Here is a 16,969-nt window from a genome sequence, read left to right as displayed (position 1 = left end):
AGCAGGATTGATGAAAACTTATAATTGAATTAACATCACGCTGACCGAAAGGTCAGTCTTTCTTTAGCGTCCATACTGGTTAAAAAAGGCAGCGTTTTTTTCCGGTTCCCACTTTGTTCGTTAAGCCATACTAAACGTAAAGAAGCTTTCAGGCCTTATCCAATTTAGGATTAAGGCAGAATGAAAAGCGTCTGAAATCAAGCTGGGAAAACAGGAGGCTTATATGCAGAAAATCGCGATCATCACCGGTGCCGACAGCGGGTTAGGCCGGGAATATACCCAACGGATAGCGGAAGATCCAAATTTGGATGAAGTCTGGGCCTTGGCGAAAACTCCGGCTCGGATGCAGCGGCTGGTTCAGGATTTCGGTCAGCAGATCATTCCGGTTCAAATCGATCTGACCGATCCAAGTCAGCTGGCTGACTTCCATCGCCGTTTAACTGCCGAACAGCCGCAGATATTCTGGCTGATCAACAATGCGGGAAGCGGAAAATTTGGACCGTTTGAAAAAATAAAAACATTGGATGCCGTGCAGATTGTTGACTTAAACTGCCGGGCAGTCGTCGCGATGACGTCCATTTGTCTTCCCTATATGACGGCAGGCAGCCGCATCATCCATACCGCTTCCCAGGCAGCCTTTCAGCCGCTGCCTTATTTCAACGTGTATGCCGCAAGCAAAGCCTTTATCGACCGGTTTTCCATGGCACTGGCGGTGGAGCTGAAGCCGCGGGGAATATCGGTCACCTCGGTTTGTCCGTGCTGGATGAGAACGCCGTTTATCATGAAAGCGAAGACGGATACGCGTCCCAGCGTTATCCGTTTGTTTCCGATTACGAATCCCGCACCCGTGGCTCAGAAAGCATTGGCTGACAGCCGAAAAGGCAAATCCCATTCAATTTATGGAATTTTGACGCAGATCAGCTATTGGGCAGCGAAGCTCTTATCACAGAACCTGATCATGATGATCTGGCTGATGCAGCAGGGATACTCGGGAAGAACCGCTTTTCAGCGAACCTGCCTGAGAGGCGCAAGGTCGGGGAAAGAATCGAAAACAAGGCTGAAATCGCTTGAAATGCAGCATGATTGTGACTGAAAGTTCTGAAAAGTAAAGAAAAATTTTCAGAAAAAAATCATTTCCTGCTTGACAAGTTGGCCTTGGGGATTTATCATACAGTCATTGATATAACAGCGATGAAAAGAAAAAGTAAGCCTTGATCGCTCATCCAGAGAGTTCCCGGTTGGTGCAAGGGAATATGAGAAAACAGGCTGAACACATCTTGGAGCAATTCACCGAACGAGCAATCAAGTAGGCTGGATCGGAACCTGTACCCGTTATCGTACTAGAGTATAGAAGCTTTGTACTCGAAGAGGCTGGATTTCGTGAGGAATGCAGTAAATTAAGGTGGAACCACGAAGGGAAAAGTACCCTCTCGTCCTTATTGTTTAGGATGAGAGGGTTTTTGTTTTAGCGGCCGCGGTCTAAAACGAACCATTTCGGGATTCAATTTCATTTCATGCTATATCAAAAGTGGAGGAGAAATGAAAATGAAAAGCAGAAAAGTATGGATGAGTTTGATCAGTCTGGGTCTTTTGGTGATGAGCGGATGTCAGGCGAAAACGACCGCGCAGCAGGACAGCTACAGTACGCTGGAGCAGCGCGGCAAAGTCGTGGTGGGGATCGACGATACGTTTGCGCCGATGGGCTTCCGTGATGAAAACAACGAATTAACAGGTTATGATATCGACATGGCGCAGGCGGTTTCGGAAAAGCTGGGGCTGACGTTTGAATTTCAGACGATTGACTGGTCGATGAAGGAAACCGAGCTGAACGCTGGGAACATTGACTTGATCTGGAACGGATATTCGATTACGGAAACGCGCAGGCAGCAGGTGGCCTTCTCTGAGCCGTATCTGGAAAACCGGCAGCTGATCATCACGCTGGCGGATTCCGCGATTGAGACAAAGGACGATTTAGCCGGACAAAGTGTTGCCGTTCAGAAGGAATCCAGCGCCTTGGAAGCCGTGATGGCGGAGGCGGAACTGGCGGCGAAGTTAAAAAATGGCGCGCCGGAAGAATTTGATACCAACATCGACTGCTTTATGGATCTGGAAGCCGGACGTTCTCAGGCGATCGTTGTCGACGAAGTGCTGGCGCGGTATGTGATGAAGCAAAGAGGGCTGGACAAATATAAAGTACTGGATGACAATTTCGGAACCGAACAGTATGCCGTGGGGATGCGCAAAAGCGATGCGACATTATTGAGCAGAATCAATGAAGCGATGCAGGCCTGCGTCGAGGATGGCACCCAGGCGGCTTTAAACGCCAAGTGGTTTGGGGAATAAGCATGATCCGACAGATTCTGCCTTCCTTACTCGCCGGAGCGGGCGTCACGCTGCAGGTATTTGCGCTGACGTTAGCACTCTCGCTGCCTCTAGCTTGTCTGCTTCAGGCTCTCCAGCAGTTTTCCGGACGTCTGCTGAAACCACTGTTTCGCGGCTATATCACACTGATGCGGGGAACGCCGTTATTGCTTCAGCTGATGTTTATCTTCTTCGGAATGCCTTACCTGGGTCTGACGTTCAGTCGGGAAGCGTCGATTCTGATCGCCTTTACCCTGAACTATACGGCGTACTTTATTGAGATCCTGCGCGGGGCGTTGGGCGCGGTGGATCCGGGGCAGGCGGAAGCCGGGAAGATGCTTGGTTTTTCCCGCCGCACGATTTACTTTCGGATTCAGCTGCCGCAGGCGCTGCGCAATGCCATGCCTGCGATTGGCAATGAGGTGCTCAATTTGGTCAAGGACACTTCGTTGATCTATGTGCTGGGCGCTTCCGAGCTGTTAAAGGCCGGCCGGTCTGCGGTCAATACGTATGCGACAGCCTTGCCGTTTGTCGTCGTCGGTCTATTGTATCTGGCGATGTGCGGCGGCTTCAGCTGGATCTTAAGCCGGATCGAGAAACGCATCAGTTATTATTAGGAGGAACAAACGATGAGCTGCATCGCTGAGAAATGCGCGAAAACCTTTGGCGCCGATTCCATATTTGAAAATGTATCGCTGCGGATTGATCAGGGGGAAATCGTATGTCTGATGGGACCTTCCGGGGCGGGCAAGACGACGCTGCTGCGCTGTCTGTGCGGACTGGAGCTGCCGGAGAAAGGCACGATTTCCTTGTCCGGTACGGTGTTGTGTCAGGATGGACACTGGTGCGATCCGGTGCAATACCGCCAGAAGATCGGACTGGTGTTTCAGAACTGGAATCTGTTTCCGCATTGGACGGTGCTGCGGAATCTGACGGAGGCTCCGGTGCGCTTAAAGGGAATGAGCCGGGAGGAAGCCGAAAAAAAAGCCCGCAGGCTTTTGGAACAACTCAAGATTGAACAGAAAGCGCAGGCCTATCCTAATTCGTTGTCCGGCGGACAGAAGCAGCGTGCGGCGATTGCCCGAGCCTGCATGCTGGCGCCGGAAATCCTGTGCTTTGATGAACCGACCAGCGCCCTGGATGAACAATCCGCGCTGGATGTCACCCAGATCATTCAGGATCTGGCAGCACAGGGACTGGGCATTCTGGTCGTCACGCATGACGAACAATTTGCCCGGCGGACGGGAACACGGTTCGTTCGGCTGAACGAGCTTCAGTCCAATTCGTAAGTTTGATAACGATCACTGAGGGAAGCGCTCAGGCACATCGTGCCGGGCGTTCCTTTTTTTGTGACAAACGGGATGAATTGATAATCATTCCCATGACACAGCGCACCGTGCTCATCGATCACGCTGAATTGGGAAAACTGGCTGTCAATACCGCAGCCTGACCATTTAACAAAGCTTTCCTTTGCGGTCCAGATGGGAAAAAAGGCTTGGGGATGCTCGGCCAGCCAGGCTTGTTCCAGCGGATGGAAAAACCGATGCGCAATCGCTTCTTCACGGCAGCGGCGGGGTTGTTCAATATCAATGCCGACCGGCTGACAGGCAAACAGACAGACCCATTGCCGACCACTGTGGGAAATGCTGAAATGCAGCGCAGGCAGATCCGCGAAATAGGGCTTGCCCTGCGGTGTAAGTTTGCGCTCTGTCGGGACAAACGGCACGATTCCCATATCGACCTGCCGCTCTAACGCTTTCTGAAGCAGATACGCACTGGACAAAGCTTCCAGAGAACCTGAAAACAACCGGGGTTCAGCTTCAGTCATGGATGCCCTGTTTCTCCAGATAGTCGGCAATATCCTTGATCTTCTGGATATGCCGGATCTCCCGGGTTTCAATTTCAATCCCAAATTCATTTTCAAACGCGATGATGATGTTCACAACGTCAAACGAATTCAGCTGCAGATCCCGAACCAAATCGGTCTGCAGCGTCAGCTGCTGCTGACCTGTCACCTCGGTGATGATCGCCAGAATTTTTTCAATCATGCTTCACTTCTCCTTTCCGGCATCAGCGTCCGCTTAATCTTGCGGGTCGCTGTTTTTTCAAATTCGGTTTCCCGCAGCTTGATCATCTGAATCTGCTTGTAGGAAGGCAGCTGCTGGTTGACCTGATCGACATCGGCCTGCAGCTGCTCCAGAATTTCATAAGCGGACATGCCTTCCGTGGCCTGCGGATCCGGGTAGATCATGACCGTCAGCCGGACATCGTCGGGATTTTCCGACGCCGCCATGCCGTAGGCCATCACTTCTTTGACTAACGGCAGCGGAATCAGCTGCTGTTCGATTTCCTCGGGTGAAACTTTCTTGCCGTTTTTAAAGACGATCAGATTCTTTTTCCGGCCGGTAATGCGCAGATGACCGCGGGAATCCAGACTGCCCAGATCCCCGGTTAGAAACCAGCCCTGATCAAAGACTTCTTGGCTCAGTGCTTCATTTTTATAATAGCCCTGCATCACCGAGGTTCCGCGCACGGCGATCTCCCCCTGAATTAAGCGCAGTTCAATGCCCGGCAGAACATGGCCGACGGTATCGACGCGGCTGTCGAGATTGCGGTTGACGCTGATGAGCGGCGAGCATTCGGTAATCCCGTAGCCCTGAATGATCTGAAAGCCGAAGGCTTCCATTTCTAATCCGATCGTTTCCGACAGATGCGCTCCGCCGCAGACGATCATGTTCAGCCGGCCGCCGAAGGCTTCCCGGATCGGCTTTAAGAAGGCAGGGAAGGGCCGAAAGCCGAACCGATGGACAATCCGATAGAGTTTCAGATAGTTTCGCATCTTGGCTTCCTGGCCTTGATTTTTTAACGTCCGCCAGATATTTTGATGCATCATTTCAACAATCAGCGGAACGGCCATCATGTTTTCCGGTGCAAAGGTCTTCAAATCCCGAAGCATGGTTTTCAATGATCCGTTGATGCACAGCGTCGAACCATGAAGCAGAATGTTGATGACTGAACAGGTCAGACCGTAAGTGTGATAGAAGGGCAGCGAGGTATACATCGTATCCGCGATGCTGACTAAGCGCATCGAGTCGGCGGCATTGAGCAGAATCCCGGCTTCACTCAGCATGACCGGTTTGGAAACGCTGGTCGTACCGGAGGTGTAGACAATCGAGGCCGTGAAGCTGCCGTCATGATCAGGAAAAGACCAGTCACCCTGATGTTCGCGGACCAGCGACAAACCTTTCAGCCACAGTGCTTTTAAACTGTCGTCTTCATCGTAGCTCAGCCGCAGAACCTTCTGCAGCTTGGGGCATTGGCGCCGCAGCGAGTCAGTCAAAGGCAGGAAGGCCGGGGAAACAAAGACGGTGGTGCAGTCTGTGTGCCGGATCATTTCGGTTAAAATTTCTTCCGGCTGCTCGGTATCTATACAGACGGCGGTGCGGCCGCTGAGGATCAGCGCCAGATAGGTGATCAGCCAGCCGTAGCTGTTTTCACTGAGAATCGCGGCATGGCCTTCCGGCAGAAACAGCCGAAACGCTTCGCTGAGGGTCTGTACGTCTTCCGCCAGCTGCTTGTAGGTGCGGCTGAAGCGTTCACCCCGAGGGGAGAAGCTGACAATCGCATCCCGCGCGCCAAATTGGGTTTTGATGCCTTCCAGATAACACCGGAAAGTAGGGTAAGTGTCAGCGGGATAGTTCGGATAAGTTCGCATCAGGACATCTCCTTTCTAAAGCTCATGGAAAGTCCATTCCAGTTGGGAACGAATTTCATCATAGCCCTGCAGAATTTCCAGAAACTCATCGACCAGCTGTGGGTCGAATTGCGTGCCTTTGTTGCGGATTAGCTCGGCGCGGGCCTGTTCCATCGACAAACAGCTGCGGTAGGAGCGAAACGAGGTCATCGCGTCAAAAGCATCGGCGACGGCGATCATCCGCGAAGCCAGGGGAATCGCCGTGCCGGGCAGATGATCCGGATAGCCCTGACCATCCCAGCGTTCATGATGGCTGCGCACAATCTTAGCGATATCCTGGAAGAACGACATCGTCGATAAAATTTCATAACCCAGCGCCGAATGCCGCCGGATCGCTTGATATTCTTCTTCATCCAGCGGGCCGCGTTTGCTTAAGATGGAATCCGGTACGCCGATCTTGCCGACATCATGGAACAGGCCGGCCAGCCGAATTTTTTCCAGCTGGTCTTTGTCGCTGATCTGACGGCGGGCCAAAAGCAGTGTGTAATAGCTGACGCGATCGGAATGACCGCGGGTATAGATATCCTTGGCTTCGACCATTAACCGGACTGCGGTGATCGTCTGCATGTAGTTTTCTTTCAACAGCTGATTGGTTTCCTGCAGTTCCTTGTTTTTGTCCTGCAGCAGCGTATGCAGATAGGTGCTGGCGACTGCCGAGGAAGCCTGGTGACCATAGGCTTCCATCAGCTGGATGACCGTGGCGGACGGCAATTCATCAAAGTCAACGCCGATCACGCCGAGAAACTGCTCGTTCTCATCCTTTAACGGCAGCACCAGCTGCTGATCCTGCAGCGCGGCTGTTCCCTGCAGCTTGGCGGCCTGGATCAGCGGCAGAAAGCGGGGGAAATGCCGTTTCATGAACTGCGTCGCATCGAGCGAATAATCGCCGCTGCCGCTGAGCATCAAGGAGGACACTAACGTCAGCTTCTCACTGACCTGCGGTACGGTTAACGGATTGAGCAGCACGAAGACATTATCCTGCCGGGTCAGTGAACGGGTCTGACTGACGATCAGCGGGATCAGCTGCGACAGATTTTTTTCTTCCACTAAAAGCGGCATATCGGCAACGATTTCGCCTAAGCCGTCGCGATAGCTGCGGATTGTGCGCATCTGCCGAATGGATTTCACACACGATTCGACAAGCAGCTCCAGCTGGTCGAATTTGTCGCTTTTCTCATAATAACCCTGAATATCCAATTCCCGGATCGTCTTGACCGGCGGCGCCAGATCCTTATGTCCTGTCAGAAGAATAATGAACAGTTCATGATTAAACTGCCGGATTTGTTCGACGACCTTATCGCCGCAGATCGGACTCATTAAAAAGTCCAGCAGCAGGATATCAAAATGTTCCTGCCGGACACGTTCAATGGCTTTCAGCGGATCGCTTTCGATCTCTACCTGATAGCCGCTGCCCTGAAAATAAGAACGCAGCGCCAGGGTGATCATTTCATCATCATCGAGAACCAACAGCCGAAATTCGTTGGAAACGGCGCCTTTGCGATTTTTTCTCAAGCCCAATCCCTCCTTTCCTGAATGTCTGCGCTGTCTTCCGCAGTTTCGGAAGACAGCGGAATGGTAAAGCCGAAGACCGCCCCTCCGCCAGGGTTGTCGTCAAACCACAGCTCGCCGTCGAATTTACCCTGAATCAAGGCTTTGGACATGTATATGCCCAGTCCTGCCCCGGCCGCTCCCTTGGATGTGACCATTTCGTTGAGCAAATGCCGGCGGACGCTGTCCTGAATGCCGCTGCCATGATCGCTGACCGTTAAAATCAGATTGCCCTGCTGCTCCTTGACAGTCAGTGTGATCGTGTGATCGCCTTCGGGCAGCTGGGCGTCGATCGCATTGGCGACGAAGTTGTTGACGACCTGAACGAGATTGTTGATGTCGCCGTGCAGCAAGACGGTCGGCGCGGTTTGGTTGTCGGTGATCAGACGGCAGCCGCTGACAGTTAATTCATGCCGCATCAGCAGCGTTGTCCGACGGATCAGCTCTTCTGCGGTAAACGCCACTTTTTCCGAGGCGTTCATGTTGGCGGCCTGACCCTTGACGGCCGTGATAATATCCGACATGTAAGCGCAGGAGTCCTTGCAGCGGCGAATCCAGTCGGTCATTTCACCGCTGATTTCACGATAATCGGCGGCTGTGACTTCCGGATCACCGAAGCTTTCTTCACATTCGCGCACCAGGTCCTCCATCGCGCTGAGCGCCCCGGAAATCGACATGATCGGTGTTTTCAGATTGTGCGCGATGCCGCCGACCATCTGTCCCAGGGTCGCCAGCCGTTCGCGCTCCATCATCTGTTTTTGGGATTTCTGCAGCTTCTGCATGCTTTCCTTGAGCGTCGTGACATTTTTATAGATGACGCTGAAGCCGGCGATGGTATCGTCGATCTTTAACGGTGTGATTTCGACCATGTAGTAATACATCTGACCACCGTTGACAATCGATTGTTCATAAACGATCGTACTGCCGCTGTCACGGGCAGAATCGACCGAGCTGATCAGGTTGCGGATCGCGGTCTGGGCGGCGTTGTCTTCCGGAATCTGAATGTCCTTGAGCGAGCGGTTGACCAGAATCCCGCAGCGTTGTCCGAAGATATCTGCAAACGGCTGATTGTAATTGAGCACCAGGCCGGTATCGCTGAGGATCAGATAACCATCGGAGATCCAATCGAGGATGTGCTGGGTGGCAATCGGGGTGATGTTGAGAAAATTCAGCCTTTCAATCGCGATGCCGTGAAAGATTACCGTAAAGACAAAGCTGATCGGCGTCGCCGCAATGCTCAGGTTGAGAATCTTGAACGTCGCCAGCATACTGACGGCAAAGGGAATCAGGTTGCCCAGCGAAAAGAGCAGAGCCTGGCGCATATACAGTGAGTTATGACTTTTAAAAGCAAAGTTCATGATGATCAGAATGGACAGCAGCATGCAAAGATAACTGTAGCCGCCGCTGATCAGCATGTACGGCCCGAACACCACTTCGCTGGCGATCACACTGAACTGTCGGTAATGCAGATGGTGCAGCGGATTGGTCCAGATCATGATGTTGGTCAGCAACGGAATCACAAACAGCCAGGCCGTCTTTTTCGGCAGACGGGCGTAATGGCGGACAAAGACAATCGCGATCAGAAGCGACAGCACCGGGGTTAGGGAAACGCCGAGATTGGACAGCGCATCCCAACAGTAAAGCGCGATCTGATCATCCGGCCGTGAAAAGCGCATGCCGATCAGCGCCATCATCCATTCGATCAGCGCCAGTGCCAGCAGCGCATAAATTTTATTGATCAGATGGGAGCGGTTGGTTCTGAGATTGCGGGAGATGATCATCACCAGGCCGATGATGGAAATGTAAAACGTCATTAAAGCCGTATTGGAAATCATTCGCTTTCACCTCGCTTTGTTCGATGGCTGCGCAGTTCCTTGTCCGGATCGGGGATACTCCACGTAAATCCAACCTGACGCAGGGCATTCAGGGTCAGCGTGCAGTCCGCCTGAATCTGCGGCGGCTGTTTTTGGAGCGCGTTCATTTCTTCAATCAGACTGCCCAGCAGCGCGTCGTGTTTCTGCCTTGTCTTCAGCTGTTGGTGAAACTGGGCGTCGCTGACCTGCGGCAGATCGTAGAAAATTTCTTTAAACGTCAGCGTGTTGGGATTGGCCAGATGCGCGACGCTCAGAGGTGTCGTACAGATCAAAGCGGCAGCCCGGGCGCATTCGTCCACAGCGGTTACTTCCACTCGCGTCTCCGCCAATGCCGCCGGCAGCATCCCGACCTGAAGCAGTCCCTGACAAATCCGCCAGAATGCGTTGTCCTGGTAAGCGAGCTGGAACTGGCCGTCGGTGTGACGTCCGACCAAGCGGCCTAAGCGCAGAATCCGCACCGGCACCCCTTCATCGCGAGCTGCCAGCACACGCTGTTCAGCCATAAACTTGGATTCTATGTAAAGATTATCCTGCCAGTTTTGTCCGATGTCCAGATCCGTTTCAGTAAAGACCGCCGGCTGCTGCGGCTGAGCTTTTAAAACTGTACCGCATAAGCTAAGCGTTGAAACATGGATGAACGGCACATGCGCCTGGCGCGCGGCGGCGAGCATCGTTTCCGTGGCTTCGACATTGGCGCGCAGGAATTGTTCACGCTGTCCATAGTGACGAACCTCAGCCGCGCTGTGAATGACGCAGGTGATCTGGGAGGTGATCAGCGCGTAGGCCGAAGCTGAAAGTCCCAGCTGCGGATCGTGCAGATCGGCTTTCAGACAAACGAGTTTGGCCTGATGTTTTGCAACCCAGTCCTGACCTAAAAGCTGCGCGGCTTTCTCCAACACAACGCTGCGGTCCTGCCGGCTTAAAACAAAGATCCTGGAAGAAAGTTTCAGGTCAAAGAGCGCCTGGATCAGATGCAGACCAAAGTAGCCGCTGCCGCCGCTGATTAACACGACGTCCAGATTGACCGGTGCCTGATCGGCCGGCGTTATTTTCTGCGGTGTGAAACTTTCTGGTGTGACAGCCGGTTCAGCGGCCTGCCGCAGCAGCCGGCGCTGCTGGCTGAGCGAAGGGCTGCGGTAGAATTCCTCCAGCGTCATCGGCCAGTCGCGGCGGTAATATTCCGTTAATAACATCAACGCCTGCAGCGAGCTGCCGCCCAGATCAAAGAAGGAACGATCCGGATCAAGGACTGGAACTTTCAGAATTTGCCGCCACAAGCCGCTTAGCTCATCTTCCTGCGGCACTGCAGGAACCTGGGCCGGCTGCAATATAGGAATCTGTTGACTTAAGGCTTGGCGGTCAACTTTGCCGGAAGCGGTCAGCGGCAGCTGTTTCAGCGCCGTTAAGGTCGCCGGAATCATATAGGCAGGCAGCTGAGCCTGCAGCGGTTTAGCCCAATCGGGATCGACTGGCTGATCACTCAGAACAAAGCCATGCAGCGCACAGACTTCGCCGTCTTTCTGTTCGGCGATCACGACCGCATCGCGATATTGGGGCTGCTGCAGCAGCACGGACTGAATTTCTTCCAATTCAATCCGATGGCCGTTGAATTTGATCTGACTGTCCCGACGTCCTTCATATTCCAGTTCGCCATCGCTGTTGACGCGCGCCAGATCGCCGCTGTTATACCACTTCTGATTTTGCCGCTGGCAGAAAACCGCGGCGGTAGCTTCCGGATTGTTCAGATAACCCGGCCCCACGCCTTCGCCGCCGATCCACAATTGTCCGGTCTGCATCGGCAGACAGCGGTTTCCCATGGAATCTAAGATTTCAATCTGCATGTTGGCCAGCGGCTGACCGATGGTCACGGCGGAGTGGGAAACCTCTTTGGCGGAGGCATAGACGGTCGTTTCCGTCGGTCCGTAGCAATTATAAATCCGCGCCTGCGTCAGCGTTTTGGTTTTGGCAACGGTGAGCGGCGAAAGAACTTCGCCGACATGAATGATGACCTTGACCTGAGCCAGGCTTGTGCAGAAGGCAGCATCTGCCAGATTCATCTGCATGCGGGTCGGCGTGAACTGAATCAGCTCGCAATGTTCCTTTTGAATCAGCTCCGCCAGCTTCCATGGCAGCAGGGTTTCTTCATCCTGGGCCATGACGACGGTCTGTCCCAAGGCCAGCGGCACTAAGCTTTCCGTTAAGAACACATCGAACACCGGATTGGTGGAGCACAGAACTGTATCACAGGCTTGAATGAGCGGACGCATGGATTCCAGAAACGCCGCGGTATTGCGGTGAGTGATCCGCACGCCTTTGGGCTTGCCGGTCGAACCGGAAGTGAACAAGACATAATGATCGTCTTCCATAGAACGTACAGGATTATTTATCCAGCCGGCAGGGGAATCCTTTACGATCAGAGCGATCGGATGAAATTTTGCTTCGATGCGCTGAATCAGCGAAGGTTCCGCGAGCACGGCCGCAGCCTCAGCCTGTTGGAGCATTGTTGCGATCCGTGAATCAGGAAACTGCGGATCCAGCGGCACATACGCACAACCAGCGTGCATGATCGCCAGCATCGCGGCGATCAGGGTATCAGAGCGGTGCGCAAGCAGCCCAATTTTACTGCCTGGTTTGACCTCTCTGAGCAGACCCGCGATCTGGATTGTTTTCTGCTGCAGCTGACCTCGGGTGATGCGTTGGTGGCCGCAGATCAGCGCCGTCGCTTCCGGTTCGGCGTTGGCCAGCAGCGCAATCTGCTCGTCTAATGGCAGATCCCAATACGGCACCCGCAGCCGGTTCGGTTTTTCCAACAGCTGCCAGCGATCCGATTCAGCCAGACAGTTCAGCTGCGATAACGGCTGATCAATATTTTCCAGCAAGGCTTGACACAGCGCCTGGAAGCTGCGCAGATAGAGCTGAATAGTCGCTTTGCGGTAATGGCTTAAGCGATATTCCATCTGCGCCTGCCAACCGGTTTTTGTCTGAATGATCTCCAGGGTCAGCGCGAATTTGCTTAACCCATCCTCAATCGGCAGACAGACCAACGGCTGGTTCTGCAGCGTAAAGGCGCCGTCTGGAATCGGCCGCATCGAAAACATCATCTCAAACAGCGAATGACCTTCAATGCTTTGCGAATGCGGCAGCTGGCGCAGGATTTGTTCCAGGGAAACCTCTTGGTGATCCTGCATCTCGATCAGCTTTGTCTGCACCTGCTTCAACAGCTGCGAAACAGTCATTTCCAGAGAAATTTCAGCGGCTAAAGGCAGTGTGTGCATGAACAAGCCCGGCACGTCCATCCATTCCCGGCGATGGCGGCCGCTGACCGGCATTCCAACGCAGCTCATTTCACAGCCAGTCCAACGAGTGATCTGCACGAAGAAGGCGCTGGCAAAGAAGACCGCAGGCGTAATTTGATGCTGCTTGACAAAGGGCAGGATGGCCGCAGCCAGCGCTGGATCAAAATCAAGCTGTTCCCGAGCCCCTTTCTCCCCTTGTTTTTCCAGGCCTTTGTCGGTTGGCAGCAGGCTTTTCTCACGGAGTGAAGCCAACGCCGTTTTCCAATACGTCAGCGCTGCCTGGGTGTCCTGGTGCTTCTGCGCCCAGGCGATATCTTTATAGCTCAGCGGCAGCGCCGGAGATAGTTCCCCGCTCATGATGTGATCCAGCTTACGCAGGATGATCATTGTCGACAAACCATCGCTGATCAGATGATGCGTATCGATCCACAAACCCCGCCGGTTTTGCCCCAGCAGCAGTGTCACGTGCATCAACGGCGCTTTCTGCAGGTCAAACGGCCGAATTAGAGTCATCGGATCGAGATTTTCATCCCAAACCTGCTCTGTGATGTTCAGTTCAGCCTGTTGTGCAATCCGCATCCTGATCTCATTTTCAACCGTATGAAACGAGGTCCTGAGTGTTTCTTCCGCGGCCACTAACTGCCGCAGCGCCTGTTTCAGCCGCTCTAAGTCAATCCCATCGGGAAGCAGAAACAATCCGGGCATGTGATAGCTGTCCTGCTTGGGATTCATTAACAGCTGTGTGTAGATTGCCTGTTGTTGGAAGGTCAGCGGATAATCGGTCAATTCAGGAGCCTTCTGCCCTTCGGGTTCGGATTTGGGCAGTGCCGCGCTGCCTTCAAGGGCGCCGGCCAGAGCTTGGACGGTGCGGTATTGATAGAAATCAGCTACGCTGAACCGCACGCCGCAATGTTCCTCAATTCGGGTGATCAGCTCCATCGCTTTAAGCGAATCACCGCCCATCGCAAAATAATCGCTGTCTAACTGCATCTGCGGCTGTTCCAATAGCGTCTGACAGGCTTCTAACAGCCAGCGCTGCAAGTCAGTCTGCGGCTGCAGCACACTGTCGGCGGAGCGCTGCGGCAGCGGCAGCCGTTTGCGGTCCAGCTTGCCGTTGGCGGTCATCGGCAGTTCAGAGAGCGGAATAAAGAAGGTGGGAATCATGACTGGCGGCAGCTTATCAGCCAAAACCTGGCGCAGCTGTGCCTCAGGATAAGGCTCATCGCTGACATAATAGGCAATCAGCCCTTGAAACTGCGGCCAGCGGACAACAGCCGCGCTGCGGATAGGGGTGCTGCGGCATAACAGATCGGCAATCTCCTGCGGGTCAATACGCCAGCCGTTGAGTTTAATCTGTTCATCACTGCGCCCGGCGATCACAATTTCCCCCTCTTCCGTCCAACAGGCGCGGTCACCGGTGCGGTAAAGCTTCTGGCCGTAGATAAACGGATGATCGATAAAACACTGCGAGGTGAGGGTCGGATTGCCATCGTAACCACGAGCCAGACAAACGCCGCTTAAATACAGATCACCGGTCAGTCCCCAGGGCAGCGGCTGTTGGTGCTGATCGAGAACGTACAGCTGACAGCCTGGCATCGGCTTGCCGGCGGTGATCTGACGGCATTGATTCAGCTGTTTCAGACTGACGCCGATCGTCGCTTCACTCGGCCCGTATTGATTATATATTTTTGCCGGGGTTAACCGCTGCAGCTGCTGCAGCAGGGCCGCCGGAAATTTCTCACCCCCGCATAAGAGGCAGTCCAGACCTTTGACCGCCTGACGGAAGGCCGTGTTGTAGAGATATGCCTGAAGTCGGGATGGCGTTGTGGAAATCATGCCGACGCCATAGCTGCGGATCAGCTGTGCCAGCGCTTGAGGATCCAAGGCCTGCCGATCATCGGCGATCACAATCGTTCGCCCGTTCAGCAAAGCACCCAGGCTCTCGATCAAGAAGGCATCAAAAGCCGGATTGCAGATCGACAAGACCGCTTTCTGAGGGTAGATGGATGCCATGTTTTCGATGAAATTCAACAGGCTTGTCTGACCTACGCGGACGCCCTTGGGATTGCCGGTGGTGCCGGAGGTATAAAGAATATAGGCATCGTTGCCGAGCTCTTGGTCCAACGTCAGTTTCTCAGCCTGAGCAGAAGGGGCAAGCCAGCGCCATTGCTTCTGCGGATCCAGCTTCTGCGCCAGATCAGGATCGGCAAGAATCAGATCGGGTTTGCTCTGCGTAAGCAAATCCTGAATTCGGGAAACGGGTTGGGAAGGATCCAAGGTAATCCACAAGCTTTGATGCAGAAAGACACTGACCATCGCAGTCAATAGCGCACTGCTGCGTTCGATCAATAAGACAATGCGGGAGCCCGCTGGAACTTGTTGGGCGAGGGCGCCGGCCAGCTGACGGGCCTGGTGATCCAGCTGATCATAACGAATCCGATTTCCCGCTTCGATGCAGGCTGCCCGCTGAGCTGATTCACGGACAATCCGCTGCCAGCGTGCGGTTAAGGAACTTTCCGGCAGCGGTGCAGCCGGAATCGCGTTGAACTGAAACAAAACTTTGTTTTCCTGCGGCTCCTGAAGCAGGCCTAACTTCCACAGCGGTTTTTCCGGATGATTCAGTGCATCCTTTAAGATTTCCATCAAACATTGATGGATCAGGTCAATTTCCGAAGGCATGAACAGCTGGGAAAGATAGTCGTAGTCGATCATAAACTGATGAACATCTTCACGGTTGCTCAAATGCAGACATAAATCTTCATTCTGCCAGCCGCTGTAATGCCAACGCCCCTGAAAGCGCACCGCGGCTTTTTCACTGCGGTACACCATCGAATTCTGATAGGATAGGGCGATCCGAAACAGGCTTTGGGTCTGCGGATTTTCTGCCCGGACTAAGCGCAGGATTTCCGTCAGCGGATATTTTTGATGCCGCAGCAGCGTAAACCAGCTGTCGGTCAGATATTGATAAAACGCATCGCGCGTCCAGTTTTCATCGATCTCACAGGGAAACGGCAGTGTGCTGACATACATTCCGCTGGCCTGTTTTTCCGCGAAGGTGGCCCGGTTGATCACCGGAACGCCGATCGTCAGTTTCTTTTCATGGCTTAAGCGGCTGAGAAAGACCGCCAGTGCCAGCATCATGACGGAAAACGGCGCTAAGCGCTGCTGGGTGCAGAAGGCATGGATCTGATGACCCAGCTTTTCCGAGATCACATAGGTCCGGCGCTGGCCGATCCGGCTGAGCTGGGGAGAGGCCGCTTCCTTAAGCACCAGCGATTCGGTCATCAGCGGCGCTTTTTCAGCCCAGAAAGCCCGGTCCTGGCGGCAGCGGGAGGAACTGAGATAAGTCTGTTCGCTGCGCAGATGCTCACGATAAGGCGTCAGCGGTTCTTCCGTCAGTTCTTCCTGGTCCAGCGCTTTTAGATATAAACGGGCGATCCGGTTGCTGAGCAGAACCTGCGTCCAGCCATCCGAGATCAAATGATGCGCTTTGATCAGCAGACCGCCGCTGTTCTCTCCCGTTTGAAAACAATAAAACTGGATCAGCGGACTGTCAATCAACGTCATCGGCTGACGGGTAACAGTTTCTTCCCAGTTTTTTAATCCCTCTTCATCACTGTGGGTAAAATCAAAAAGCGGAAAGCGCTGTGTCTGCGGCTGGGCAAAAAACTGCCGCGGTTCGTTTTCCTCGAAGACTAAGCGCATCCGCAGTGTTTCATCATGCAGGATGATGGCGTTGAGCACTCGCTGCAGCGCTTCGCTGTCAAAAATCTGTTCAATCAGTAAGGTTGTGCAGATGTTGTTGATCGGGGTGTTGGGCAGCGCCTGTTCCAAATTCCAGATATTTTGTTGGCTGACGGACAGCTCAAACATCGCATTCTTCATCGCATTGTTTTTCATGGCGGATTCCCCCTGTGCTGCAGCAGCGCCGACGTCTGTTCTATCAAATCGATTTGAAAGTCAAAGCATCGTTGAATATCAAAATTATATCGAGTCGTTTGGCAAATTACAAGCATCCGCGGCCGAGTTTTACAAGCTTCGTTTATTCGCGCCGATAACTCTTACCTAACCTTTTCCCGTGCGGAATCCGCAAAGCCTTTCCTTACGGGCTTTATACGGAGGAATGCAAAAATGGA

At 53.5% G+C, this 16,969-nt stretch carries 10 protein-coding genes and 1 other annotated feature; of the genes, 4 read left to right on the top strand and 6 right to left on the bottom strand.

Annotation, left to right across the window (positions count from 1 at the left end):
* The first annotated feature begins 223 nt into the window (after positions 1 to 223).
* The 4 genes from MCG46_RS11585 to MCG46_RS11570 all read left to right on the top strand — a co-directional run bounded on the left by MCG46_RS11585 (position 224) and on the right by MCG46_RS11570 (position 3,650).
* Positions 224 to 1,093 (top strand): SDR family NAD(P)-dependent oxidoreductase, encoded by an 870-nt coding sequence (locus MCG46_RS11585; RefSeq protein WP_240280149.1) that lies wholly within the window; start codon positions 224 to 226, stop codon positions 1,091 to 1,093.
* A gap of 89 nt (positions 1,094 to 1,182) precedes the next feature.
* Positions 1,183 to 1,441 (top strand) — a binding site (T-box leader).
* Positions 1,442 to 1,545: 104 nt separating this feature from the next.
* Positions 1,546 to 2,343: an amino acid ABC transporter substrate-binding protein gene (locus MCG46_RS11580; RefSeq protein ID WP_240280148.1), complete on the top strand. Its 798-nt coding sequence runs from the start codon at positions 1,546 to 1,548 to the stop codon at positions 2,341 to 2,343.
* Between the two features lie 2 nt (positions 2,344 to 2,345).
* A complete protein-coding gene (locus tag MCG46_RS11575; RefSeq protein ID WP_240280147.1) occupies positions 2,346 to 2,978 on the top strand; it encodes an amino acid ABC transporter permease in 633 nt (210 codons plus the stop codon).
* 12 nt (positions 2,979 to 2,990) lie between these two features.
* Positions 2,991 to 3,650: an amino acid ABC transporter ATP-binding protein gene (locus tag MCG46_RS11570; RefSeq protein ID WP_240280146.1), complete on the top strand. Its 660-nt coding sequence runs from the start codon at positions 2,991 to 2,993 to the stop codon at positions 3,648 to 3,650.
* Here MCG46_RS11570 and MCG46_RS11565 read toward each other — a convergent pair.
* The 6 genes from MCG46_RS11565 to MCG46_RS11540 are packed head-to-tail and all read right to left on the bottom strand — an operon-like array spanning position 3,635 to position 16,733.
* The gene (locus MCG46_RS11565) at positions 3,635 to 4,189 is read right to left on the bottom strand and encodes a 4'-phosphopantetheinyl transferase family protein (RefSeq protein ID WP_240280145.1); all 555 of its coding nucleotides are present in this window, start codon (positions 4,187 to 4,189) and stop codon (positions 3,635 to 3,637) included. The genes MCG46_RS11570 and MCG46_RS11565 overlap by 16 nt on opposite strands.
* Positions 4,182 to 4,409, bottom strand: a complete 228-nt coding sequence (locus MCG46_RS11560) for an acyl carrier protein (RefSeq protein WP_240280144.1) — start codon at positions 4,407 to 4,409, stop codon at positions 4,182 to 4,184. The genes MCG46_RS11565 and MCG46_RS11560 overlap by 8 nt, the downstream gene beginning before the upstream one ends.
* Positions 4,406 to 6,076 carry an AMP-binding protein gene (locus MCG46_RS11555; protein ID WP_240280143.1) on the bottom strand — a complete coding sequence of 557 codons (1,671 nt, stop codon included), beginning with the start codon at positions 6,074 to 6,076 and terminating at the stop codon, positions 4,406 to 4,408. The genes MCG46_RS11560 and MCG46_RS11555 overlap by 4 nt, the downstream gene beginning before the upstream one ends.
* A 15-nt stretch (positions 6,077 to 6,091) precedes the next feature.
* On the bottom strand, positions 6,092 to 7,627 hold the full coding sequence (locus MCG46_RS11550; protein WP_240280142.1) for an HD domain-containing phosphohydrolase: 1,536 nt from the start codon (positions 7,625 to 7,627) through the stop codon (positions 6,092 to 6,094).
* Complete coding sequence (locus MCG46_RS11545) at positions 7,624 to 9,498, bottom strand: histidine kinase N-terminal 7TM domain-containing protein (protein ID WP_240280141.1); 1,875 nt, start codon at positions 9,496 to 9,498, stop codon at positions 7,624 to 7,626. The genes MCG46_RS11550 and MCG46_RS11545 overlap by 4 nt, the downstream gene beginning before the upstream one ends.
* Positions 9,495 to 16,733 (bottom strand): non-ribosomal peptide synthetase, encoded by a 7,239-nt coding sequence (locus MCG46_RS11540; protein ID WP_240280140.1) that lies wholly within the window; start codon positions 16,731 to 16,733, stop codon positions 9,495 to 9,497. Before MCG46_RS11540 ends, MCG46_RS11545 begins: the two co-directional genes overlap by 4 nt.
* Positions 16,734 to 16,969: the final 236 nt, after the last annotated feature.

Source organism: Holdemania massiliensis (genome assembly GCF_022440805.1).
Lineage (GTDB): Bacteria > Bacillota_I > Bacilli_A > Erysipelotrichales > Erysipelotrichaceae > Holdemania > Holdemania massiliensis_A.
The sequence above is the reverse complement of the archived record's forward strand: the minus strand, read 5'-3'. Positions and strand labels throughout refer to the sequence as shown.